Annotated in this window: 18 protein-coding genes and 2 pseudogenes; 10 read left to right on the top strand and 10 right to left on the bottom strand. The window is 72.4% G+C overall.

Annotation, left to right across the window (positions count from 1 at the left end):
* Positions 1-32 precede the first annotated feature (32 nt).
* The 6 genes and pseudogenes from Psi01_RS27370 to paaA all read right to left on the bottom strand — a co-directional run.
* Entirely contained in the window at positions 33-2,213 is a 2,181-nt protein-coding gene (locus Psi01_RS27370; protein ID WP_204066989.1) for a molybdopterin-dependent oxidoreductase, read from the bottom strand.
* A gap of 20 nt (positions 2,214-2,233) precedes the next feature.
* On the bottom strand, positions 2,234-3,388 hold the full coding sequence (locus tag Psi01_RS27365; protein ID WP_204066988.1) for a 2Fe-2S iron-sulfur cluster-binding protein: 1,155 nt from the start codon (positions 3,386-3,388) through the stop codon (positions 2,234-2,236).
* The gene (paaD, locus tag Psi01_RS27360; RefSeq protein WP_204066987.1) at positions 3,388-3,852 is read right to left on the bottom strand and encodes a 1,2-phenylacetyl-CoA epoxidase subunit PaaD; all 465 of its coding nucleotides are present in this window, start codon (positions 3,850-3,852) and stop codon (positions 3,388-3,390) included. Before paaD ends, Psi01_RS27365 begins: the two co-directional genes overlap by 1 nt.
* Positions 3,846-4,577 carry a 1,2-phenylacetyl-CoA epoxidase subunit PaaC gene (paaC, locus tag Psi01_RS27355; RefSeq protein WP_239128054.1) on the bottom strand — a complete coding sequence of 244 codons (732 nt, stop codon included), beginning with the start codon at positions 4,575-4,577 and terminating at the stop codon, positions 3,846-3,848. Before paaC ends, paaD begins: the two co-directional genes overlap by 7 nt.
* Positions 4,574-4,864, bottom strand: a pseudogene (gene paaB, locus Psi01_RS43540) (1,2-phenylacetyl-CoA epoxidase subunit PaaB); the annotation flags it as partial. The pseudogene paaB and the gene paaC, both read right to left, overlap by 4 nt.
* 96 nt (positions 4,865-4,960) lie before the next feature.
* A pseudogene (paaA, locus tag Psi01_RS27350) lies at positions 4,961-5,929 on the bottom strand (1,2-phenylacetyl-CoA epoxidase subunit PaaA); the annotation flags it as partial.
* A 61-nt stretch (positions 5,930-5,990) separates the two neighbouring features.
* On the opposite strand from paaA, the gene Psi01_RS27345 reads away from it, so the two are divergent.
* Positions 5,991-7,517 carry a benzoate-CoA ligase family protein gene (locus Psi01_RS27345; RefSeq protein WP_239128053.1) on the top strand — a complete coding sequence of 509 codons (1,527 nt, stop codon included), beginning with the start codon at positions 5,991-5,993 and terminating at the stop codon, positions 7,515-7,517.
* Positions 7,518-7,612: 95 nt separating this feature from the next.
* Here the strand turns inward: Psi01_RS27345 and Psi01_RS27340 are convergent, their stop codons facing one another.
* On the bottom strand, positions 7,613-8,416 hold the full coding sequence (locus Psi01_RS27340; RefSeq protein WP_239128052.1) for an arylamine N-acetyltransferase family protein: 804 nt from the start codon (positions 8,414-8,416) through the stop codon (positions 7,613-7,615).
* Between the two features lie 223 nt (positions 8,417-8,639).
* Between Psi01_RS27340 and Psi01_RS27335 the strand changes: the two genes are divergently transcribed.
* The 8 genes from Psi01_RS27335 to Psi01_RS27300 all read left to right on the top strand — a co-directional run bounded on the left by Psi01_RS27335 (position 8,640) and on the right by Psi01_RS27300 (position 18,277).
* On the top strand, positions 8,640-10,331 hold the full coding sequence (locus Psi01_RS27335) for a non-ribosomal peptide synthetase (RefSeq protein WP_275424605.1): 1,692 nt from the start codon (positions 8,640-8,642) through the stop codon (positions 10,329-10,331).
* 5 nt (positions 10,332-10,336) lie between these two features.
* Complete coding sequence (locus Psi01_RS27330; RefSeq protein WP_204066984.1) at positions 10,337-12,238, top strand: B12-binding domain-containing radical SAM protein; 1,902 nt, start codon at positions 10,337-10,339, stop codon at positions 12,236-12,238.
* Positions 12,228-13,385, top strand: a complete 1,158-nt coding sequence (locus tag Psi01_RS27325; protein WP_204066983.1) for an acyl-CoA dehydrogenase family protein — start codon at positions 12,228-12,230, stop codon at positions 13,383-13,385. Before Psi01_RS27330 ends, Psi01_RS27325 begins: the two co-directional genes overlap by 11 nt.
* On the top strand, positions 13,382-14,173 hold the full coding sequence (locus Psi01_RS27320; protein ID WP_204066982.1) for a thioesterase II family protein: 792 nt from the start codon (positions 13,382-13,384) through the stop codon (positions 14,171-14,173). The genes Psi01_RS27325 and Psi01_RS27320 overlap by 4 nt, the downstream gene beginning before the upstream one ends.
* Positions 14,170-15,414 carry an acyltransferase family protein gene (locus Psi01_RS27315; protein WP_275424604.1) on the top strand — a complete coding sequence of 415 codons (1,245 nt, stop codon included), beginning with the start codon at positions 14,170-14,172 and terminating at the stop codon, positions 15,412-15,414. Before Psi01_RS27320 ends, Psi01_RS27315 begins: the two co-directional genes overlap by 4 nt.
* Before the next feature lie 52 nt (positions 15,415-15,466).
* Positions 15,467-16,366, top strand: coding sequence for a phytanoyl-CoA dioxygenase family protein (locus tag Psi01_RS27310; protein ID WP_204066980.1), 900 nt, complete (start codon positions 15,467-15,469; stop codon positions 16,364-16,366).
* Between the two features lie 58 nt (positions 16,367-16,424).
* On the top strand, positions 16,425-16,868 hold the full coding sequence (locus tag Psi01_RS27305) for an SRPBCC family protein (RefSeq protein ID WP_204066979.1): 444 nt from the start codon (positions 16,425-16,427) through the stop codon (positions 16,866-16,868).
* Positions 16,869-17,065: 197 nt separating this feature from the next.
* Positions 17,066-18,277 carry a class I SAM-dependent methyltransferase gene (locus Psi01_RS27300; RefSeq protein WP_204066978.1) on the top strand — a complete coding sequence of 404 codons (1,212 nt, stop codon included), beginning with the start codon at positions 17,066-17,068 and terminating at the stop codon, positions 18,275-18,277.
* A gap of 70 nt (positions 18,278-18,347) precedes the next feature.
* Here Psi01_RS27300 and Psi01_RS27295 read toward each other — a convergent pair whose 3' ends face one another.
* On the bottom strand, positions 18,348-19,802 hold the full coding sequence (locus Psi01_RS27295; protein WP_204066977.1) for an FAD-binding oxidoreductase: 1,455 nt from the start codon (positions 19,800-19,802) through the stop codon (positions 18,348-18,350).
* Positions 19,803-21,317, bottom strand: a complete 1,515-nt coding sequence (locus tag Psi01_RS27290; RefSeq protein ID WP_204066976.1) for a methyltransferase domain-containing protein — start codon at positions 21,315-21,317, stop codon at positions 19,803-19,805. It lies immediately after the preceding gene.
* A gap of 220 nt (positions 21,318-21,537) precedes the next feature.
* On the opposite strand from Psi01_RS27290, the gene Psi01_RS27285 reads away from it, so the two are divergent.
* On the top strand, positions 21,538-22,908 hold the full coding sequence (locus tag Psi01_RS27285; RefSeq protein WP_239128051.1) for an extracellular solute-binding protein: 1,371 nt from the start codon (positions 21,538-21,540) through the stop codon (positions 22,906-22,908).
* A gap of 103 nt (positions 22,909-23,011) precedes the next feature.
* Here the strand turns inward: Psi01_RS27285 and Psi01_RS27280 are convergent, their stop codons facing one another.
* The gene (locus Psi01_RS27280; protein WP_204066974.1) at positions 23,012-24,310 is read right to left on the bottom strand and encodes a glycosyltransferase; all 1,299 of its coding nucleotides are present in this window, start codon (positions 24,308-24,310) and stop codon (positions 23,012-23,014) included.
* Positions 24,311-24,411 lie beyond the last annotated feature (101 nt).

Below are 24,411 nucleotides of genomic sequence, written 5' to 3'. Positions count from 1 at the left end.
GGCCGCGGCCGCGCGGATCGGACGGCGTGCCGTCAGACGGTGGCCTCCTGGACCGGGGTCCCCTTGACGGGCATCTCCTGGAGGGGTGCCTTCGCGACCGTCACGGGCACCGCGTTGAAGACGGCGTTGCCCGACACCGGGTCGATGACCGACTCGTCGGTCAGGGCGTTGGCGTTGACGCCCGCGTGCCGCTCCGCCACCGGCTGGTTCCCGCCCGCGTGGCCCCACCCGTGCGGAAGGCTGACCACCCCGGGCATGATCGACTCGGTGGGCTCGACGGGAACGACGACCTCCCCGGCCGCCGAGCGCACGAGCGCGTGCTCGCCCAGCCCGAGCCCGGCCACGTCATCGGGGTGGACGTGCAGGGTGCACCGGTTGCTGCCGCCGACCAGGCCCGGCACGTTGTGCAGCCAGCTGTTGTTGGAGCGCAGCTGCCGCCGCCCGATCAGCAGGAACTGCGAGCCGGGCGCGGCGGGACGGGCGCGCAGCCGGCGCACCTCCTCGACCATCGCCTCCGGCGCCAGCTCCACCCGCCCCGAGGGCGTGCGTACCAGCTCGCCGAGCCGCGGCTCCAGCGGGCCCAGGTCGATGCCGTGCGGCCGGGCCAGCAGTTCCTTCAGCGACAGCCTGTATGCGCCGAGCCGCAGCAGGGCGTCGAGCATCAGCTCGGGCCCGCTGTCGCCGGACAGCTCGGCCCGCATGTCCGCGGCCTCGCCGAGCACCTGCCCGACGATCATCTCGTCGAGCGCGGCGGGGTCCGCCTGCGCGCCCTGGCCCGCGGCGATGAGCGTGAGCCTGGCCAGGATCTCCGCCTCGGAGCGCTGGTCGGGATCGAGCGGGAGGACGGCGGGGGAGAACCTGGCGTAGTTGCGCACCGTCACCGTGGACAGCAGGAAGTCGTAGTGCGGCATCTGCAGCATCCGCGGCGGCGGCAGGATGACGTCGGCGTGCCGGGTGGTCTCGTTGAGGTAGGGGTCCACGCACACCATGAAGTCGACGCCGGCCAGCGCCCGGTCCAGGCGCGGCCCGTTCGGCGCGGACAGCACGAGGTTGCCCGCCACCGTCACCATGGCCCTGACCTGGCCCTCTCCCGGCGTCTCCAGCTCGTCGGCCAGCGTGGCGACCGGGAGCTCGCCCATCACCTCCGGCAGGCCGCGCACCCGGCTGCGCCAGTTCCCCGTGGTGAACGGCTCGCGCGGCCTGAAGATCTCCGCGATGGCGGGCCGGGTGAACATGACGCCGCCGGGCCGGTCGAAGTTGCCGGTCAGCACGTTGACCACGTCGACGAGCCACTGCGTGAGCGTGCCGAACTCGGAGGTGCAGGTGCCGATCCTGGTGTAGACGGCCGCCGTGGGCGCGGCGGCCAGCTCGCGGGCCAGCGCGACGATGCGGCCGGCGGGCACGCGGCAGATCTCCGCGGCCGCCTCCGGCGTGTGCGGCGCGACCGCCTCGCGCAGCTCCTCCAGGCCGCCGACCTCGACGTCGATCGAGGCCAGCCCCTCGGCCAGCAACGTGTGCACGACGGCCAGCAGCAGGTGGGCGTCGGTGCCCGGGCGGACGAACAGGTGCTCGTCGGCCAGCACGGCGGTCCTGGTGCGCCGGGGGTCGGCCACGACCAGTTTGCCGCCGCGGCTGCGCAGCGCCCTGAGCCTGCCGGGGAAGTCCGGAGCCGCGCACAGCGAGCCGTGCGACTCGGCCGGGTTGGCCCCGATGACCAGCAGGAAGTCGGTGCGGTCGAGGTCGGGCACCGCGATGGCGAAGGGGTCGCCGAGCATGAGGCCGCACGCCACCTGCTTGGGGGCCTGGTCGATGGTGCTGGCGGAGTAGACGTTGCGGGTGCCGAGCGACTGGGTCAGCGGCATCCGGTACATGAACCCCGCCATCGTGTGGAACGTCGGGTTGCCGAAGTAGACGGCGACCGCGTCCCGCCCGTGCTCGGAGATCACCCGGCCCAGGCCGCGCTCGACCGCCTCGAAGGCCGCCTCCCACGACGCCTCGCGCAGCTCCCCGTCCTGCCGGACGAGGGGACGGCGCAGGCGGGCGGGGTCCTCGTCGAGCGCGCCGAGGCTGGCGCCCTTGGGGCAGATGTACCCCCGCGAGAACGGGTCGTCGGCGTCCCCCTTGACCGACAGGACGTGACCCGTCTCGTCCAGTCGCAGGCGCAGGCCGCAGACGGCGTCACAAATGGGACAGGTTCTGTGTGCGATGGTCATGGGCACTCCCGATGCGAGGATCACAGGACGTCGAAGTCGATACGCACCCGGGCGGTCAGCGGCACCGCCTGGCACGTCAGGATGTCGCCGGCCGTACGGTCCTGTTCACTGAGCGCCCACGTGCGCGCCATGCGCACCCGGCCCTCGACGACGCGGGCACGGCAGGTTCCGCAGACACCGGTCTGGCAGGAGTACGGCACGTCGGGGCGGGCGGCCATGACCGCGTCGAGCACGGTGCGTCCCGGCTCCAGGGGCACGCTCGTGACCCGGCCGTCCATGACGACGCTCACCTCCGAGGCGTCCACAGCGTCCACAGCGTCCACAGCGTCCACAGCGTCCACAGCGTCCACAGCGTCCGCTCCGGAGGCCGCGCCGGCGGCGGGGGCCGTACGGCTCTCACGGGCGGGCTCACCCGGGTGGAACAGCTCGGTGTGGACCGCCGCGGGATCCACACCGTGGCCGGCCAGGGCGGCGCGCGTCCCGTCCACCATTCCGGCGGGCCCGCACACGAACCACTCGTCGACCTCGGCCGGCGGCAGCAGGCGGGCGAACAGCCCCTCCAGCGTGTCCCGGTCCAGGCGGCCCCGGGGCAGCCCGACCCGCGGCTGCTCGCGGGAGAACAGGTGCACCAGGTGCAGCCGGCGCGGATGGCGGTCCTTCAGATCGCCCAGCTCGTCGGTGAACATCGCCGAGCCGGCCGCGCGGTTGCCGTACAGGACCGTGAAGCGGCTGCCCGGCTCGGTCTCCAGCGCCGTGGCGACGAGCGACAGCACGGGGGTGATCCCCGAGCCGGCGGCCACCGCGGCGTAGTGCCGGCGGCGCGCGGGGTCGAACCGCACCCCGAACGTGCCGACGGGCGACAGCAGCTCCAGCTGGTCGCCCGCTGCCAGTTCCCCGGCCGCGTAGGTGGAGAAGGCGCCGCCGGGCACGACCCGCACGCCCAGGCGCAGCCTGCCCCGGCCCACCAGCTCCCGCGGGGTGGAGCAGAGCGAGTACGAACGGCGGATCTGCCGCCCGTCCACCGGCAGCCGCACCGTGACGTGCTGGCCGGGGGTGAAGGCGAAGGCGCCGGTCAGCTCGTCCGGGACCAGGCAGGTCACCTCGACCGCGCTGCCGTCCGCGGCGACCGGCGTGACCGACTCGACACGGACGCGGTGGAAGCGCGGTCTGGCCATCAGTGCGCCTTCAGATGCTCGAAGGGCTCGCCGCAGCCCGGGCAGAGCCGCAGCGCCATGCAGGCGGCGGCGCCGAAGCTCGACAGCTCCTCGGTGTCCGGGAACGCGCACCGCGGGCATCCCGGCTGCAGCAGCGGCAGCGACGCCCGTCCCGGCGGCGCGATGCCGACCTCGGTGAGCTTGGCGCGCGCGGCCTGGCTCAGCCAGTCGGTCGTCCACGGCGGGGACATGGAGACCACGACCTCCACCCGCTCCGCGCCCGCCGCCCGCGCCGCCGCGGCCACGTCCGCCTTGATCAGTTCGAGCGCGGGACAGCCCAGATAGGTCGGGGTGAGGGTGACGACGGCGTTGCCGTCGTCGTCCACGCTCACCTCGCGCAGCATGCCCAGCTCTCCGATGGAGAGCACCTGCAGCTCGGGGTCGGGCACCGCCGCCACCGCCGCCTCGACTCGTTCCTTCACCATCGTGCCCCCACATGCGCTCGGTGTACGGACTGCATGTCGGCCAGCAACGGGCCGAACCATTCGGTGTGCCGGCCGCTCCGGCCGCCCGTGGCCGCCCAGCCGTCCTGCGGTCTGGTCAGCGTCGCCTCGCCGAGCACGCGCCCGACGGCCTCCAGCCACGGCCCGTGCAGCGCGGCCGGGTCGAGGCCCGCCTCGGGCGGCGCCCACGGCTCGAACAGCTCGTGCGTGTACGGCCACACCTCCTCGACCGCGTCGCGCATCCGCCGGTGCGACAGCGGCGTCCCGTCACCCAGGCGGACCGTCCAGAGGGAGGCGTAGCTCACGTGGAACGCGCTCTCCTTGGCCGCCTTGGCGGCGATGCCGGCCAGCCGGGGCTCGGCCGTGCGGGCCAGCCGGGTGTAGAGCAGGTTCTGGTAGGCGGCCAGGAACAGCGTCTTGGCCACGGTCACGGCGAAGTCCCCGTTGGGCAGCTCGACGAGCTGGACGTTGCGGAACTCGTGCTCGTCGCGCAGGAACGCCAGCGCGTCCTCGTCCCTGCCCTCGCCTTCGAGCTCGCCCGCGTAGGTCAGGAACGCCCGCGCCTGGCCGAGCTGGTCCAGCGCGAGGTTGGCCAGCGCAACCTCCTCCTCCAGCTGCGGCGCCCTCGCACACCACTCGGCGGTGCGCTGCGCGGCCACGAGCGCGTCGTCGCCGAGCCCGAGCAGGTACTCCAGCAGGCCGGTCACAGGCCCTCAACCCCTTCGGGCGGCGGGAAGGAGGAGGCGTGGCGGTACTGCTTGTCCGCGGCCGGCGCGAAGTAGGCGTCCTTGTGCTCCGGATCCGAGGAGGTCACCGAGCGCGAGGGCACCACCCACAGCGACACGCCCTCCTGCCTGCGCGTGTAGAGGTCGCGGGCGCTGTGCAGCGCGACGGCGGCGTCGGGGGCCTGAAGGCTGCCCGCGTGGGTGTGGCCGAGGCCGCGGCGCGGCCGTACGAAGACCTCCCAGAGCGGCCACCCCTCCTTGGGGGCGCCGGTCTCCCGTACGGCGGCGCGGCCGTCGTCCGGGGCCGCGGCCTGCCCGGCCTCCCGCTCGGCCGCCCGCCGTACGGCTTGTCCGGCGACTTGTCCGGCGGCTTGTTTCGCGGCGTGGGCGGCGGCGGCCTCGCGGACCCAGGCGCCCTCTTCGTGCGCGCGCCTGCGGTGCGCCAGCCGCTGCCTGTTGCGCGGCCCGTGGCCGGCCACGACCCGCATCAGCTCGTCGTAGTCGGGCGGGGTGAAATCGTGGTGCCCCCGCTCGGGGTTCCAGCGCAGCGCCGGGTCCGGGAGCCGTACCCCCAGCGCCTCGGCCTGCGGCACGCACAGGTCCACGAACCGCTGGCGCAGCTCGTCGTTGCCCGCCCGCTTGATCCGCCACGCCATGGAGGAGGCGGAGTGCGTCGAGCGCGAGTCCGGCGGCCCGAACATCGCCAGCGCGGGCTGCCACCAGCGGTCCACCGCCTCCTGCAGCGAGCGCCGCTGCGCGGGCGTGCCGCGCGAGAGCGTGTGCAGCAGGTCGAAGCCCTGCCGGTGGTGGAAGGACTCCTCGCGGCAGATGCGCACCAGCGCCCTGGCGTACGGGCCGTAGGAGGTGCGGCAGAGCGATACCTGGTTGACCACCGCGGCGCCGTCGGTGAGCCACGCCAGCGCGCCGACGTCGGCCCAGGTGAGCGTCGGGTAGTTGATGAACGACAGGTACTTCTGCCGGCCCTCGTGCAGCGCGTCGAGCAGGTCCTCCCGGCGCGCGCCCAGCGTCTCGGCGACCGCGTACAGATACAGCCCGTGCCCGGCCTCGTCCTGCACCTTGGCGATGAGGACGGCCTTGCGCGCCAGGCTGGGCGCCCGGCTGATCCAGGCCGCCTCGGGCTGCATGCCCATGATCTCCGAGTGCGCGTGCTGCGCGATCTGCCTGATCAGGCTCTCGCGGTAGCCGTCAGGCATCCAGTCCTTGTTCTCGATCTTCTGATCCGCCGCGATCAGGGCATCGAACGCGCTGATGCTCACGACCCACCTCCTCCGCAGATCGTTCTCAGCGTCGGCCCCGTCCCCCGTGCCGCGCATCTTCGCGATTGCGGCAATCTGTGAGATGTACGGCGGAGCGGGCCCTCCGACGATGGGCGGCATGACGATACGCGCCAAGGACCTGCCGGGGACGTTCAACATCGCCACCCACTTCCTCGACGGCACCGACCCCGCCAGGACCGCGTTGCTCACCCCCGCGGGCCCGGTGCGTTACGGCAGGATCCAGGCGCTGGCCAACCAGGTGGGCCATGTGCTGCGCGGGCTGGGCGTACGGCGCGGGGACAGGGTGCTGCTGGCGCTCGGCGACGGGGTGGAGTCCGTCGCCGCCTGGTACGGCGTGCAGAAGATCGGCGCGGTCACCGCCGAGGTCTACACCTACCTGCAGCCGCAGGAGTACCGGTTCTTCGCCGAGTACGCCCGTCCCGCCGTGGTCGTCGCCGACGGGTTCACCCTGGAGCGGCTCCGCGCCGCCGGCGTCCGCGACCTCCTGGTGGTCGGCGTGCCGAAGGAGGAGCTGCGCGAGGGCGAGCACCACTTCGAGTCGCTGACCGCCGCCGCGCCCACCGAGCTGGAGGCCGCGCCCACCACACCCGGCGACGTGGCCATGTGGCGCTTCACCACGGGCAGCACGGGCAGGCCCAAGGCCTGCGTGCTGGCGGCCCGCAGCGCCGCGCTCAGCATGGAGTGGTTCGCCAGGGGAGTGCTCGACCTGGGGCCCGACGACATCGTGCTGCCGGTGCCCAAGCTGTTCTTCGGCTACGCCAACAACATCACGGCACTGTTCCCCTTCCGCGTCGGCGCGGCGGGGATCGTCTTCCCCGAGCGCAGCACGCCGGAGCGGGTCTTCGAGCTGATCGCCGAGCACCGGCCCACGATCCTGGTCAACGTACCGACCATGATGAGCGCCATGCTCGCCCATCCCGACGCCGCCCGGCAGGACCTCGGCAGCCTGCGGGTGTGCATCTCGGCCGGGGAGGCCCTGCCGCTCGAGCTGCACCGCCGGTGGCTGGAGACCTTCGGCGTGGAGGTGATGGACGGCATCGGCTCGTCGGAGATGTTCCACGGGTACGTGTGCAACCGGCTGGGCGAGGCGAGGATGGGCACGCTCGGCCGGGCCGTGCCGGGTTACGACGTGCGGGTGGTCGACGAGCACGGCGTGCCGCTGCCGGACGGCGAGGTGGGCCGCCTCGAGATCACCGGCGAGACGGCCGCCCTGGAGTACTGGCAGGACCCCGAGAAGACGGCGGCCACCTTCGTCGCCCCGGACACCGTGCGCTCGGCCGACCTGTTCTCACGCGACGAGGACGGCTACTTCACCTTCCGCGGCAGGGCGGACGACCTGCTCAAGGTGGCCGGCAAGTGGATCGCGCCCAGCGAGGTCGAGAACTGCCTGCTGACCCATCCCGCCGTGGTGGAGTGCGCGGTGACGGGATTCGAGCGCGACGGGCTCACCCTGCTGCGCGCGTACGTGGTGGCGCGCGGCGGGACGACCGCGCAGGAGCTGCGCGACCATGTGCGCTCGCTCCTGTCACCGCACAAGTGCCCCAAGGACGTGCACCTGGTGGACGCCCTGCCGCAGACCGCGTCCGGCAAGATCAACCGCCGCGCCCTCACCGCCGCGCACTAGACAGGCCGGCCGCGCTGGAGTGATCGGCCGCCGCGCACCGGCGGCCGACCGGCTCCCGCCACCGCCGGGCGCGGCCCTCCCGCCACCGCCGGGAGTCACCGCCGGGCGACCGGCGGCAGGTCGGACAGCTCGACGCCGAAGCGGGTGCGGTAGGTCTCGCGCAGCTCGTCCTCGTCCTCGATCACCGTGGTGCTCCTGCCGCCGTCCTCCCTGACGGTCAGCGTCGTCCCGCTGAGCGTGACCCGCCCGCCGTCCGGCGTCGGGATCGTGCAGTACAGGTGCCGCAGGTGGGGGGACTCGGGGGAGTGCTGGTACCACCACCACATGGCCTCGAAGTCGGCCACCAGGCGCGGCCTGTCCTCCAGCCGGTACTGCAGCCGGCCCTCGCGCAGCAGGTCCACGTCGCCGTACGGCGCGCGGGCGAGCTCGAAGGCGCCGTGCGGGTCCCGCTGCGGCAGGCCGGGCGCCCAGCGCAGCGGATGCCGCGCGCCCCGGCCGTATCCGACGTCCACCAGCCACGGGTCGGGCGAGTCGGCGGTGTGCACGCGCAGCGCCATGTGGCCGATGACGGGCCCCAGCGCGCCGTCGTCCGCCACCCGTCCCGCCAGCACCTCCACCTGGAATCCCAGCACCCGCAGCAGTTCGAAGAACGCGCCGTTCAGCTCGTAGCACGTGCCGCCGCGCCGCCTGCCGACGATCTTCCCGAGGGCGGCCGCGCCGATGCCCATCGGCTCGCCCAGGTGGAAGTCCACATTCTCGAACGGCACCGTCATGACATGGCGCTCGTGCAGGTCGCGCAGCGCGGCGGAGGTCGGCCCGTCGGGCCGGCGGGCGCCTATCCGCCGCAGATAGGCGGTCACCGTCCGCTCGTCGAGTAAGGGCCCGTGCGCCAGCGTCATAGTGCGGCTCCGCATTCTCACAGAAACAGTGGTACCAGGACCATGTCATTCTGTGGCCGCCCGGACACCTTTTTCGTTGCGCAGATCGATGGGCAATTCATGAGATGCGGAAAGCGCGACGGCCCGGCGAATATGAGGCGAATAAACGTAGCTCCGGGAGGCTGAATTGACCGGTTCGAGCTCCGCGACGGCGACTCGCCCGTTCGCCGTCGTTTCCGCGGGAGTGCGATGGTGGGCGCAGGTGCAGCCGGATCAGCACGCCGTGGTCTGCGGCGGCGAGGTGCTGACCTATTCCGATCTCGACGAACGTTCCTCCCGGCTGGCCGGTGTGCTGCGGGCGCGCGGTGTGGGCAAGGGCGACCTGGTGGTCCTGGCGCTCGAGCGCTCGCCCGACCTCGTGGTGGCGGCGCTGGCCGTGCTGCTGGCCGGCGGCGCGTACGTGGGCGTGGACGTCGAGGACCCCGACGCGCGGCTGGCCTCGGTCGTCGCGGACTCCGGCGCCCGCCTGGTGATCGCGAGGGAGGCCGACGCCGCGCGGTTCGCGGCCGAGGTGCTGCCCGTCGAGCGGGCGCTGGAGAGCGACGTGCCCGCCCTGCGGGAGGGCCCCGAGATCACGCCGGACGACCTGTGCTACGTCGTGTACACCTCGGGTTCGACGGGCGCGCCCAAGGGCGTGCTCGTGCCGCACGAGGGCGTCGCCAACCTGGCGGCCTGGCACCAGCGGACCTTCGACGTGCGCCCCGGCGACCGGGTCAGCCAGATCGCCCGGCCCTCCTTCGACGCCTGGGCGCTGGAGGTCTGGCCGTGCCTGGCGGCCGGCGCCACGCTGCACCTGATGGAGAGCCGGCTGCCCGGCTCGTCCGACGCGCTGGCCCGCTGGATCTCCACGCAGGGCGTCACGGTGTGCTTCCTGACCACGGTGCTCGCCGTCGACCTGCTCGACCAGCAGGTGGGCGGGTCGCTGCGGGTGCTGCTGACCGGCGGGGAGAAGCTGAACCGGCGTCCGCCGGCCGGGCTGCCGTACAAGCTGTTCAACCTGTACGGACCGACGGAGACCAGCGTGGTGGCCACCTTCGCCGAGGTGGGGCCCGAGGGCGGGACGCCGCCCATCGGACATCCGCTGCCCGGCATGCGCGCCTACTTGCTGGACGAGGAGCGCCGCCCGGTGCCGCGTGGCTCGGTCGGCGAGCTGTACATCGGCGGCACCGGCGTGGCGCACGGCTACCTCAACCGGCCCGAGCTCACGGCGCAGCGGTTCATGCCCGACCCCGTCGATCTCAGCGCCCGCATGTACGCCACCGGCGACCTGGCGCGCGAGCTGCCCGAGGGCGGCCTGGCCTTCGCCGGACGGGCGGACGACCAGGTCAAGGTGCGCGGCTTCCGCGTCGAGCCCGGCGAGGTCGAGTCGGCCCTGCGCGGGCTGGCCGGGGTGCGCGAGGCCGTGGTGGTCAAGAGCGAGCAGGCCGACCAGCTCATCGCCGCGGTGGTGCCGAGCGATCCGGCGGACCTGCCCGACCCCGTGGGGCTCCGCCGCGAGCTGGCCCGGCACCTGCCCGACTACATGGTGCCCGCGGCGGTCACGGTGCTCGAGGCGCTGCCGGTGACCTCGCACGGCAAGGTCGACAGGAAGGCCCTGGCCAGGCCGCAGGAGCCGGCCGCGCCGGCGCAGGAGAGCGGCGGTTTCCGCACCGACACCGAGCGCGTGCTGGCCGAGCTGTGGTGCGAGGTGCTCCAGGTCGGCTCCGTCGAGCGGGATGACAGCTTCTTCGAAAGCGGCGGCGACTCGCTGCTCGCCATCCGCCTGGCCTCGCGCGCCAGGCAGCGCGGGCTGCGCATGGTGGCCGACGACCTGTTCGAGTACGACGTGCTGCACGAGCTGGCCGCATCCGTCAGCGCCGCGAGCCCGGGAACGTGAGGGTGATGAAGACCTGCCTGGTCGAGCTGACGGTCTATCCCAACACGCTGCCGCTGGCCTCGGGCTACCTGCAGGCCTACGCGCAGCAGGACCCGGACGTGGCCCGCGACTTCGAGTTCTCCATCCACGCGGTCGAGGTCGGCACGCCGCTGGAGACGCTGGTGGCCGACCTGCTCGCGCAGGAGGCCGACGTCTACGGGCTGAGCTGCTACCTGTGGAACATGCGGCGGATGAAGGAGCTGCTCGACGAACTGGTCAGGCTGCGGCCCGAGGCCTACGTCATCCTCGGCGGGCCGCAGGTGATGCACCACGCCGCGGAGTACGTGCCGCCGTCGGCGGGCAACGTGCTGGTGTGCAACGGCGAGGGGGAGAAGCCGTTCACCGCGTTCCTGCGCGAGGTGGCGGGGGAGCGGAACTTCCACGAGGTGCCGGGCGTCAGCTTCTGGGCCGGCGGCGAGCTGGTCACCACCAAGCAGCCCGACCGCATCAAGGACCTGGACGAGATCCCCTCGCCGTTCGCGGCCGGGGTGTTCGACGGCGGCGAGTACACCTTCGCCGTCGTGGAGACCAACCGGGGCTGCCCGTACCGGTGCTCCTACTGCTACTGGGGCGCGGCCACCAACGACAAGGTCCACCGGTGGGAGCTGGACCGGGTGAAGGCCGACCTGTCGTGGATCAGCGAGCACGGCGTGGAGAGCATCTTCATCGCCGACGCCAACTGGGGCGCGCTGCCGCGCGACGTCGAGCTGACCCGCCACCTGGTGGAGTGCAAGCAGCGCAACGGCTACCCGTCGATGGTGGCGATCCAGGCGGCCAAGAACCGCCCCGACCGGGTCACCGAGATCACCGAGATCCTGGTCGAGGGCGGCATGCTGACCAGCCAGCCCGTCTCGCTGCAGACCACCAGCCCGCAGGCCCTGGAGATGGTGCAGCGCGCCAACATCAAGGAGTCCACCTACGTCGAGCTGCAGGTCAAGCTGCGCGACAAGAAGATCAGTTCCTACACCGAGCTGATCTGGCCGCTGCCGGGCGAGACGCTGACCTCCTATCAGGAGGGCATCGGCAAACTGTGCGCCTCCGGCGCCGACGCCGTCGTGTCCTACCCCCAGCTGCTGCTGCGCAACACGCCCATGTACCGGCAGCAGGAGGAGCTTGGCATCGTCACCGTGCGGGTGGACGATCCCGTCGCCGAGGCCGACGTGGTCGTCGGCACGAAGTGGGTGACCTACGAGGACTTCAAGGAGGGCGCCTGGTTCTACTACGCGGTCATCAGCCTCTACAACGCGCGGGCGGGCTTCTACGTGGCGCGCCTGCTCGACCGCGGCGGGGTGTGCTCCTACACCGACTTCCTGCGGCGGGCCGCCGACTACTTCAAGACCAGGACCGACACCGAGATCTGCAGGTTCTTCGCCGACTCGGTGGAGACGCTCGGCAACTACGACATCAACAACATCGGCAAGGTGCTGCACTACGTCCTGCACTCCCACCGGGGCGAGATGGACCTGCTGCTCGAGGGGTTCCTGCGCGAGCACGGCTGGCTGGACCTGCCGGGCGTGCGAGCGGCCTTCGAGCTGGACCTGCTGGCCAGGCCGTACGTCTACCGGGAGTCGGTGGTCGCGCCGAGCGCGCCGCTCACGCACCTGAGGGTGATCGAGCAGGACCGCTACACCTTCGTCGCCGAGCTGCCGCGGGAGGCCGTCGCGCTGCTGGAGCTGCCCGACCTGCCGGAACCCGACGGCGACGGCGCGGTACGGCTGCGCGTCGACCACGTGGGCCGGCGCAAGATGCCCTATCCCAAGCACCGCAGCCTCGACTACAACGCGGGCTACTGCCAGGTCATGATGAACAGGATGCGGGACATCGTCCCCTCGTGGACGGTGCTGCCGGCGGTGCACCATGCGGCGTGAGCTGTTCACCGCCGACCACGAGGCCTTCCGCGAGCTGGTGCGGGCCTTCGTGGGCAAGGAGATCGAGCCCAACCTCCGCGAGTGGGAGGAGCGGGGCGCCGTCCCGAAGGACGTCTGGCGCAGGGCGGGCGAGATCGGGCTGCTCGGCATGGACGTGCCCGCCGAGTACGGCGGGGGCGGCGACCCCGACTACCTGCACCACGTGATCGTCTCGGAGGAGCTGGGCCGAGCCGGCGTCCACGCGCCCGCGCTGTCGCTGCACAACGAGATCGCCGGGCTGTACCTGCGCACGCTCACCACGCCCGAGCAGCGCTCGCGCTGGCTGCCCGGCTTCTGCACCGGAGAGCTGGTCACCGCGGTGGCCATCACGGAGCCCGACGCGGGCAGCGACGTGGCGCGGCTGCGGTGCGGGGCCGTACGGCGCGGCGACGGCTACGTGATCAACGGCCAGAAGACGTTCGTCACCAACGGGGCGGTGGCCGACCTGCTGCTCGTGGCCGTCCGCACGGGCGGCGGCAGCGACGGCGGCGGTGGCGGTGGCGGTGGCGGGCTGAGCGTGATCGCCGTGGAGTCCGACCGGCCGGGGCTGGCGCGCGGGCGGGCGCTCGACAAGATCGGCATGCGCGCCATGGACACCGTCGAGCTGTTCTTCGACGAGGTCGAGGTGCCCGCCGCCAACCTGCTGGGCCGCGAGGGCAGGGGCGTCGCCTACCTCATGCGCACGCTGCGCAGGGAACGCATGATGATCGCGGTCTCCGCGCTGGCCACCGCGGAACGGGTGCTGGAGTACACGATCGAGCACTGCCGTACCCGCCAGGTGTTCGGCCGGCCGGTCGGCGCGCACCAGCACAACCGCTTCGTGCTGGCCGAGCTGGCCACCGCGGTGGCCGTGGCCCGCTCCTTCACCGACCGGTGCGTCGCCGAGGAGGCGGCGGGCCGGCTGGCGGCGGAGGAGGCGGCGATGGCCAAGTGGTGGAACACCGAGCTGTGCCAGAAGGTCGTGGACCGCTGCCTGCAACTGCACGGCGGCTACGGGGTGGTGCGCGACTTCCCGGTGGCGCGGGCGTTCGTCGACACCAGGGCGCAGACCATCTACGGCGGCACCACGGAGATCATGAAAGAGTTGATCGGGCACGCGCTGATATGAGGACGCCCCCGTGGTACCTGGCCTTCGAGCCCAGGCCGTCGGCCAGGGTGCACCTGTACGCCCTGCCCTGCGCGGGCGGCGGGCCCTCGGCGTTCCGCCCGTGGACCCGGCACCTGCCCCCCTGGATGGAGCTGCGCGCCCTCACCCTGCCGGGCCGTCCCGGGCGGCATCGCGAGCCCGCCCACACCGACTGCGACACCGCCGCGCGCGCACTGGCCGCCGGACTGGCCGGGCAGAGCACGCCGTACGTCGTGTTCGGCCACAGCATGGGCGCCATGCTCGGCTACCGGATGGTGCGCGAGCTGCAGTCCTCGGGCGGGCGCCCGCCCGAGCTGCTGGCGGTGGCGGCCTGGCCGGTGCGCGGCGCCGTGGCGCAGCCCGACCCGCGCCACGACGACGAGCGGTTCATCGCCTCGCTGCGGGCGCTGGGCGGCCTGCCCGAGGAGATCGCGGACGACCCGGGCGCGCTGGCGCGGACGCTGCCGGTGGCCAGGGCCGACTTCACGCTGTGCGCGTCCTATGTCTACCGGCCGGAACCCCCGCTGACCGTGCCCGTCGCGGCGTTCTGCGGCACGCGCGACCCGGTGGCCCCGCAGGCGCGCATGGCGCAGTGGCGGGAGCACACCACCGATTTTCGCGGGCTGCGGGTCTACGACGGTGACCATTTCTTCGTACGCGATCGCGCCGCCGAAATCACCGCCGTGATGACGGCAATTCTGGAGATGCGCACGTCCGGCGCGGCGCATGAAGCTGAAAGGGCCGTTCAACCCCGAGGAGCGCCCCTATGACAGCCACCATTGTCGGCGATTTCAGGTCCGCACGTGAAACCAGAGGACAGTATTTTCCCGAGCTTCAGGGAATACGCGCACTCGCCGTGCTGGCCGTCGTCACCGTTCACTCCGCCTTCGCCGCCGGCCAGATCGGATTCGGCGATCAGCCCGGCAACGGCTGGATCGGCGTGGTGATCGAGAGGTTCACCCGCGAGTCGCTGCCGATCCTCTTCGCCCTGTCGGGTTTCCTGCTCTACCGGCCCTTCGCGCTGGCGACCATCGCGGGCGCCCGGCAGACCTACAACCTCGGCTCCTACGCGTGGCGGCGCGCGCTGCGCATCTTCCCCGCCTACTGGCTGCTGGCCGTGGTGGCCCTGGCCACGCCGCTGTTCCTGATGGGCCAGGAGCGGGCCGAGCAGGGCTTCTGGTACGTCGTGCGGGTGCTGACCATGCAGCACGTCTACGAGGCGGGCGGCATCCCGCCCGGCATGGAGTCGACGTGGAGCATGGCGACGGAGATCGCGTTCTACGTGCTGCTGCCGGTGTTCGCCTGGCTGTTCCACCGGCTGGCGGCCGGGGCGGCGACGCCGGCGGCCAAGGCGCGCAGGGTCCTGGTGCCGATCTTCGCCATCGTGCTCATCGGCTACGCCTTCAGCGCCTGGAGCCACCACCCCTCGCTCGGCCAGTACCCGGTGCAGGGCAACTGGCCCATCGGCTGGTTCGGCTACCTGGCCGTCGGCATGGCGCTGGCCACGCTGTCGGCCGCGGCCGAGGGCGGCGCCTGGCTGGCCCCGTACCGGCTCATCGCCCGCTTCCCCGGCCGCACCTGGGCGCTCGCGTTCGGCATCACGGTCCTCTACTGCTTCTCGCCCATGGGCGACCAGGGCACCTCCAACTTCCCGCCCACCGAGGTCGTGCTGTTCAACCAGCCGATCGACCTGCTGATCGTGTTCCTGGTGCTGGCGCCGCTGACCGTGCCCGACGTGCGCTCGCGGTTCATCACGGCCGTCCTGACCGTCAGGCCGCTGCAGTTCATCGGCCGCGTCTCCTACGCGATGTTCCTGTGGCACATCCCGGCCATCTACATCTGGAACCTGTGGGGCTCCACGAACTTCCCGCTCGCTCTCCTGCTCGTGCACGGCACCGCGTTCGCCGCGGCCGTGGTGAGCTACTACGCGGTCGAGCGGCCGGCGCTGCGGCTGCGCAACAAGCTCGGCAAGGGCTCGGTGGAGCCCAGCACGCCGGTGCTCGTGCGCTGACCCGGCAGGACCTCCGCGCGGTTCCGTCGAAAGCCGATCACAAAGAAAGGTGATGACCGTGGCGAGTCTGACCAGAGTCAGGTCCGACGCCGATCTCGGCGACGTGGTGGCCGTCCTGGAACGGGACGGGGCCGTCATCGTGGAAGACTTCCTGGACGGTGAGACGCTCGCGGGGCTGTGGGCGGACCTGGAGCCCGCGCTGCAGGCCCAGGACTACAGCGGCAACTGGTACGACGGCCTGCGCACGCGGCGGGTGTCGTCGCTGTTCGCCCGCACCAGGCGGCTGACCCCCGTGGTCACGCACCGGCTGTTCCTGGGCGCGGCCAGGGCGATCATGCAGAAGCCCGTCCCGATGTGGATCGGCAGGTCGCGCCAGGAGATGGTCCCGACCATCCAGATCAGCGCCACCCAGCTCGTGCAGATCCACAAGGGGCAGGGCAAGCAGCCGCTGCACCGCGACGACGCGCTGCACCTGCGCCCCCACCCTGGCCCCACCACCAGGGTCATGGTCATGCTGGCGATGAGCGAGTTCACCGCCGCCAACGGCGGCACCCTGGTGATCCCCGGCAGCCACCACTGGGACGACGAGCGCGCACCGGCCGTCGAGGAGGCCGTACCCACCGAGATGCCGCCGGGCGGCGGGCTGATCTGGCTCGGCGGCGTCTACCACGGTGGCGGGAGCAACGTGACCGACACGCCCCGCACCGGCATGACCGTCGCCTACGACCTGGGCAATCTCCGCCAGGAGGAGAACCAGTATCTCGCGGTGCCGCGCGAGCGGGTGCTGGAGTACCCGGAGGAGGTGCGCAGGCTCCTCGGGTACGACCGGTGCCCGCCCGGCGTGGGCTGGCTGGAGATGAACGACCCCTACATCTGGCTGGAGCCGGAGGAGGCCCGGCGCGCCGCGCTCGGCGACCTGGTCCCGGCCTCCCAAGTGAGCATTTCCGAATAAGACCGAGACAGCCCGGCCGGACACAATGATGATCCGGCATACGAGAAAGGATGACGCGATGAGTGGCAAGATCGAGATCACCCGCGTGATCGAGGCCCCGCGCGACGTGGTCTACGCGGCCTGGACCCAGCCGGAGCACTTCACGCACTGGTGGGGCGCGCCCCTGGAGACCATCTCCATGGACGTGCGGCCGGGCGGCGAGTGGCGGGCCACGATCGTGGTCGACGAGGAGAACCAGGTCCCCTTCGCCGGCACCTACCAGGAGGTCGTCCCGGACGAGCGCCTGGTCTACACGCTGGTCGACCTCAGCGGCCGGGAGCCGGCCGAGCAGCAGGCCCTCGGCCCCGAGACGGTGACCGTCACGTTCTCGGACGTCGACGGCGGCACCGAGATGGTCTTCGTGCAGGAGGGCAACCTCCCCGAGGACGAGATCCCCCGGGCCGAGGAGGGCTGGGGCTTCTTCTTCGACGCTCTCGGCGAGTACGTCAAGAAGATCAAGTAACGCGCCGGGAGGCCGTGCGCGAGTTCCCCTGAGCGGCCGGGCGGCCGGGCATCCAGCGGCCGCCGATGGGCCGGGGCACATCATGCGATCGAGGCGGGGCGCGGCTGAGGCCGCGCCCTCGTCGTATGCCCGGGTGCTCCGCGAAACCTCGCAAGCGGCGATAAAAGGATTATCGCCGCCGGTGTTAGCGTCATTTCATGGAGACTTCCTGCCGCATTTGCTCTGGGCCGGTGAAAGGGTCGATCGACCTCGGGGTCCAGCCTCGCGGAAACGCATTCCCCAAGCCCGACGGACTGGCCGGGGAATTCTTCTACCCGCTCATCGTCGGAATGTGTGACTCGTGCGCGATGGTGCAGTTGATGGCCGACATCCCGCAGGAAGTCAGATATCACGACCAGTACCCGTACCGGGCCTCCAACTCCACCGTGCACAGCGCCCACTTCGCCGGGGTGGCGCACCGGCTGCTCCGTACCGAGCTGACCGGCCACGACCGGTTCATCGTCGAGATCGGCTGCAACGACGGCGTCATGCTGGCCTCGATCGCCGAGGCCGGCGTGCGGCACCTCGGTGTCGAGCCCTCCCAGGAGGTGGCCGAGCTGGCCAGGTCCAGGGGAATAGAGGTGCTGCCGCGCTTCTTCGACGAGGAGACGGCCGCGCAGATCCGCGCCGGGTACGGCCCCGCCGACGTCATCTTCGGCGCCAACGTCATCGCGCACATCTCCCACCTGGACTCGGTGCTCAAGGGCGCCGTGACGCTGCTCGGCCCCGACGGGGTGTTCGTCTTCGAGGAGCCCTATCTCGGCGCCGTCGTCGAGCAGACGGCCTTCGACCTGTTCTACGACGAGCACTCCTTCGTCTTCTCCGTCAGCTCGATCCGGGCCGCCGCCAGGCTCTTCGGGCTCGACCTGGTGGACGCCGAACCGCTGGCCATCCACGGCGGGTCCATGCGCTACACGCTCGCCAAGCGCGGCGCGCGGCGGCCCACGCCGGCCGTCGCCGAACTGCTGGCCGCGGAGCGGGCGCGCGGGCTCGACCGGCACGCCACGCTGGAGGAGCTCAACCGCCGGGCCGAGCGCGTGCGCGACGACCTGACCTCGCTGCTGCGCTCGCTGCGGGCTGAGGGCAAGCGGGTGGCCGGGTACGGGGCGCCCGCCAAGATCACCACGGTGACCAACTACTGCGGCATCGGCGCCGACCTGATCCCGTACGTGTGCGACTCCACGCCGTCCAAGCAGAACAGGGTGGTCGCGGGCTCGCATATCCCCGTGGTGCCGCCGTCGGTCTTCCGGCGGGACCGCCCCGACTACGCGGTCCTGTTCGCGTGGAACCACGCCGAAGAGATCATGGAGAAGGAGAGCGGCTTCACCGGCCGGTGGATCGTCTACATCCCCGAGGTCCGCATCCTGTGACTCGGGCTCACCATGAAGGCGGCCCGCCACGGGAAACCGTGGCGGGCCGCCTTCTCGTGTGCGGGGAACCTCACCTGCGGGTGGCGCCCCGCATGACGTCGTCGCGGAACAGGCCGCCGGGGTCCACCCGGTCGCGCACCGCGTCCACGGCCGCCACGGTCTCCGCGTCCAGGTGCCCCTGGGGCTGGTCGAACCGCTCCACGAACGTGGGCGCGGTCCTGCCGGTGTCCCAGGGCGTGAGCGCGTCCCGGACGACGGGGATCCTGGCGAGGATCTCCTCCTTCGTGCCCGACAGCCCGGGCACGCCGCCGCCCGAGTAGCCGTAGCGCGCCGTCAGGTGGTTCAGGGCGCCGCCGGAGGGGTCGGGCTCGCCGTACGCGCCCCCGAGCTGCCGCAGGCCGGCGGCGATCAGCGGGGAGCCCGATCCCGCGCCGACGACCTCCAGCAGCGCGTCGATGCCCGCGTCGCCGAGCTCGCCCAGGAGCAGGTGGTCGCCGATGACCTCCACGGGGTCGGACGGGTCCATGTGCGTGTCGAGCAGCCCGGCGGGCGCGGTCGTCTGCCAGGTGTCGAGCACCGGCGGCGCGAGGTCGCGCAGCGGGCCCAGCAGGTCCTCCGCCATGGCCCGCGCGGCCGCCACGTCGTCGTCCGTCCCGGCCAGCACGGCGCCGTCCACGCACAGGACGGGCCCCGCCGACAGCATGGGCGGCACCTCCGGCAGGTCGGGCAGGTTGAGTATCCGCACGCTGGTCGTCGCCTCGCGCGGAGCGGTCAGCGTCCACTCCCGCCAGGCCCGCAGCAACCCGGGCGCGTGTACGGCGGGCCAGCACGCGGCCCCCGTCACCACCTTCGCGACCGGGAACAGGGCGACCTCCACGGCGGTCACGACACCGAACCCGCCTCCGCCCCCGCGCAACGCCCACAGCAGCTCGGCGTCCGCGTCCGCGCCGGTGCCCGCGCCGATCCCCGCCGTGTCCGCTGACGTCCCGCGCGACGCGCTCACCGTCCCGCGTGACGCGCCCGCCGTCCCGCGCAGCGCGCCCTCGGCCCTGCGCAGCTCGCCGTCGGCGGTGACCAGTTCCACCGCGCGCACGCTGTTGGCCGCCAGGCCCGTGCGCCTGCCGTAGAAGCTGAGCCCGCCGCCGAGCAGGTAGCCGACCACGCCGACCGTGGGCGAGGAGCCGTGCGCGACCGACAGCCCGTGCTCGGCGGCGGCCTTGACCACCGCGCCCCAGCGGGTCCCCGCGGGCACGCGGGCCACCCGGCGCTCGGGGTCGATCTCGACGGGGCCCGTCATCTCCGTCCGCAGCAGCAGCCCCCCGCGCACGGGACGGGCCGCGGCCGCCCAGTGGCCGGTGGTGTGCACGCGGACCGGCAGCCCCTCGCGGCGGGCGAAGCCGACGGCCTCGCGCACCTCCTCGACCGTGCGCACCACGGCGGCCGCGGCCGGTCGCGGCACCGCGCCCAGGGCGAAGACCGCGGTCGCCGCCTCGTAGCCGGGCTGTCCCGGCCTGGCGATGGGCATTCAGCTCACCCGCCGCGCGGTGACGAAGACGAACGACTCCGGTCCCGAGCTCTCGACCACCACCATGCCGGCGTCGGCCAGCCAGCGCTCCAGCTCCGCGCGCTCGAACAGCAACGTGCCGGCCGGCCTGCTGGGGAAGTAGTGCGCGGCCTGGAAGTGACGGCAGACGGGGTCCTCGTCCCACACGAACGTCATCAAAGTGAACGTGCCGCCCGGCCGCAGCACCCGGCCCACCTCGGCGATCGCGGTCGCCGCCTCGTCGGGGAAGGCCTGCAGGGCGTTCCAGCAGACCACCGCGCCCATGCTGGCGTCGGCCAGCGGGATGTCCAGCGCGCTGGCCCGCACCGCGGGCACGTCGGGCACGCGGCGGCGCAGCACGTTCAGCATCGGCAGGCCCAGGTCCAGGGCGAGCAGCCGGTCGGCGCCGACCGCGGCGGCGACGACGGCGGTCCAGCGGCCCGCGCCCGCCCCGAGGTCGAGCACGGGGCCGTCGACGGGGCGCACACTGCGCGCGATGTAGGCGTCCTCGTCGGCCAGCGTGACCGCGCCGCCCCAGTTGCCGCCCGCCACGCGCAGGTACTCGGGGCGCAGCAGCGCCTCGTAGTACAGGCCCATGCTGGGCATCTCGGCCAGGCTCTTGAGCAGGCCGGCCGTCGCCTCGTCGGCGTCGTCCCGTACGGCCTGCGTGAGGTCGAGTATGCCGCGGGAGGCCGGATAGGCGACCGCGCAGGCCGGGCACCGCACGGCCGCCCCGCCGATGTCGAGAGGACCGCGGCAGGACGGGCAGACCAGCGCGGACAGGTGCCGCCCGAACAGGCCGAGGCGCGGGTCGTCACCGGTCGCGTCCTCCTGCGGCGGCGCCTGGGGCCCGGGCACGGCGACCACCGGGCCGCGCCGGACGGACCAGTAGGCCTTGAGCCCCATGTAGCCCCACACGGTCCTGCTGTCGTTGCGCCAGTTGACCTCGGCCTGCTCCTGGGTGAGCGCGCCGATCCAGGCTTCGTCGAAGGCGCGCTCCGCGTCGGTGAGCCGCCAGATCTCGGGGGCGGGCCAGACCCGGCCCAGGCCGGTCCGCCGCTCGTCCATGAGGGTCAGGCACCGGTCGAGCCTGGAGCGGTCGCCCGAGTCCAGGCCGAGCCGGCCGGCGACGCCGAGCACCCGGCCGCGGTCGTGCGGGAAGTGCGCGAGCAGGTAGGCCAGGGCCTGGCCGAGGGCGGGGGTGGCGTGTTCGGCCAGGGCGAGGTACCGGTCGAGACCGGCGCGCACGGCCTCGGTCTGCCCCGCCTCCGCGATCAGGCCCAGCAGGATCAGCAGGCGGCCGGCGCGTGCCTCGTCGAGCCCGTCCAGCGCGTCGATGAGCTCGGGGATCGCCGACGGCGCGCGCTCGGTGAGCGTGCCGCCGTCCCACAGCGTCCGGTCCTCGGCGGTGCCGGGCGACCAGAGCGCGCCGACCAGCCGCGCGTAGGCCGCGTCGAGTCCGCCGGGCGCCGCACCCGTGAACTCCTCGACAAGCATTGATGGCGCGTACGTGGTGTCAACGCTCATATCAAATCCCTTCGCGCGAAACGCCTTTCAGCATCACACCGGCCCGGCCGGCGGGTCATCTCCGTGCGTGCGGGGAGGAATCGAGCGCAATAGCGGAGATGCGGCGGTGCGGAGACGGATAAACCATGGATTCATGAAGAACAGGATTCCGATCGAAGTATGGGTCCCAGACCTGACGTTTCCCGGCTGGATGGATCGGTGGTATCAGCAGGCCGCCGATTTCGAGAGACTGCACCCCGAATACCAGGTGGTGGTGCACGGCAAGGATTTCTGGCAGCTGCCCAGGCAGGTCGCGGAGGCCGCCGCCGAAGGGCACGTCCCGGCTCTGTCGGAGTACTACTTCTACATGACCCAGGTGGCGCGCGACTCGCGGCAGCAGGACGGCCGCCCGCTGTTCACCTCGGTGGAGAAGGCGATCGGCGGGCGCACCGAGGTGCTCGGCGAGCCCGTCGTGCTCGACGACATCATCCCTCCGCTGCGCGACTACTACACGCTCGACGGCGACCTGACGTGCATGCCGACCGTGGGCACCACGAGCCTGCTGTACGCCAACACCGACCTGCTCAGGCGCGCGGGCGTGGAGGGCCTGCCGCGGACCTGGCAGGAGGTGGAGGAGGTGTGCGCCAGGGTGGCGGCGCTGCGCGACGGCCCCTCCCACGCCATCACCTGGTCCAACCACGGCACGTTCATCCAGCAGGCGCTGGCCACCCAGGGCGGCCTGATCGTGAACGAGCACAACGGCAGGCTGGGCCGGGCCACCGTCGCCGACCTGTCCTCGCCCGAGATGCTGCGCTGGGTGGAGTGGTGGCGCGGGCTGCACCGCGACGGCCACTACTACTACACGGGCAGGATCCCCGACTGGGCCGGCACCCTGAAGGCGTTCGCCGACCAGGACGTGGCGATCAGGATCTCCTCCTCCAACGACGTCAACTACATGTTCAGGGCCGCGGAGGACAACGGCTTCGCCGCCGAGGCCGGCATCTTCCCCTACGACGCGAGCGTGCCGTACGTGGGCAACGCGATCGCCGGCACCGCGCTCTGGATGGCCGAGGGGCTGGACGAGGCCACGCAGGAGGGCGCGCTGGCGTTCCTGATGTACCTGCACAGTCCGCGCAACGCCGCCGAGCGCCACAGGGCCAACAGCTTCCTGCCGCTCACCCACGCCGCGCACGACCTGCTGGAGGAGGAGGGCTGGTACGCCGCCAACCCGCACCACAGGCTGGCCTACGACCACGTCATGCGCTTCCCCACGGGGCAGAGCGGCGTCCCCGTCTCCGAAGGCGCGCTGTTCGGCGACTTCGCCGGCAACCAGGACGTGATGACCAGGGCGATCGGCGACGTGCTCGCCCGCGGCGCCGACCCGGCCGAGCGCATGGCGTTCGCCACGGTGGAGGCGCAGCAGCTCCTCGACGCCTACAACGAGTACGCGCTGTCGTCGGGGTTCCGCGACCCCGGCAACAGCCCTCCGACCAGCCTCAGCGTGGAGGCGTTCAAGGAGATGCGGGCCGGGCGCGACTACTCGGCCGCCGACATGGAAGCCGTGGTCAAGCTGCACCGCTGACCCGTACCGATGCGAAGGGCCGCGGACCTCGGGAGAGGTCCGCGGCCCTTCGCATCGGCTGGTGAAGGTTCGCGCAGGTTCGTAGAGGTCCTGCCGGAGCCCGTCAGCGGTGCAGCGCGGCGAGCTTCTCCAGGGCGGGCACGATCTCGGCCGGGCCCGGCCGGTCCAGCCACTCCCGGTGCACCGCGGCGGCGCCGTCACGGTAGCGGGGGTCCTCCAGCGCCGCGACGATCGCGTCCCTGATCTCCTCGACCGACTGCTTCTGGTGGTCCAGGCGCAGGCCGGCGTTGCGCGACTCGAGGTAGGCGATCGCGGGCTTGGACAGGATGTGCCGCTCCGCCATCCGGCTGTTCTCGCCGTCGGCCACGATCACGCGCTGCGGTTCGTCGGTGTCGCCGACGAGCTGCGGCAGCCCGGCGGCCACCGAGGCCCAGAACGTGCCGCTCGAACCGTGGTTGATGCTGGCCGAGCAGGTCGGCAGGAGCTGCAGCAGCGGGACGTAGTCCACGGTGCGGACGTTGGCGGGGATCGAGGAGATGCCTTCGAGCTGGTCGGCGTTGAGCGTGGCGACCAGCTCCACGTCCAGGTCGGCGACCGCCTCGAAGACCTTCGGGGTGCGCCACTCGCCCTTGTGGTACGACCTGGTGGACAACCCGACCGACATGGCCACGCGCGGGCGCCGCGGCTTGTCGTACAGCCAGGCCGGCTTGACGCCGCCGCCGTTGTACGGGCTCCAGCGCACCGGCACCGCGGCCAGGTCGCGCGACAGGCGCATCTCGCGCGGCATCGGGTCGATGGTGAACTGGCCGACCAGCAGCTCGCGGTCCACCTCGACGCCGTAGTGCTCGGCCAGCGGGCGCACCGCCCTGGCCAGCGGGTCGACGGGGGGCGGTGTGGTCTGCCTGGCGTACAGCTCGACGGCCCAGCCGCTGTAGTCCGGGCCCATCAGGACCCTGCCGTGCGCGGCGCCGGCCACCTTGGCCGCGACGGCGCCTGCCGGGAACCACGGGTCCCACAGCACCAGGTCCGGCCGCCACGCGCGGGCGAACTCCACCAGCGCCTTGTTCTGCCCGCTCGGCACGGGCGGGAGCTGGAACCTGACCCCCATGAGGTAGTACTGGAAGAACACGTCCCAGGTGTCGCGCTCCTCCGCCGTCACCTGCAGGGCCGCGGCCAGGTGCTCCATCTCCTGCGGGTCGGGCGGCAGGTCGTCGCGGACCCACCCGCCGGTCTCGGGCTCGCCGCACGTGACGGCCGTCAGGCCCGCCGCCACGATGTCGTCGGCCGCGCCGGGCGGGCAGGCCACGACGACCTCGTGCCCGGCCAGCTGCAGCGCCTGAGCGTACGGCACGGCGGGATAAAGGTGGCACGTCTGGGGCCACACAGTGAGCATGATTCGCATCTAGCGCTCCTCGCGAACTCCTCGATGGAGTGGAATTCCCCTAACCAGCATCGGGCGCCGGAATTCGCGGTGCATCTCCTGGCTTGCGAGTTATCCGGCAA

Source organism: Paraplanobispora siamensis (assembly GCF_016863175.1).
GTDB lineage: Bacteria > Actinomycetota > Actinomycetes > Streptosporangiales > Streptosporangiaceae > Planobispora > Planobispora siamensis.
The sequence above is the reverse complement of the archived record's forward strand: the minus strand, read 5'-3'. Positions and strand labels throughout refer to the sequence as shown.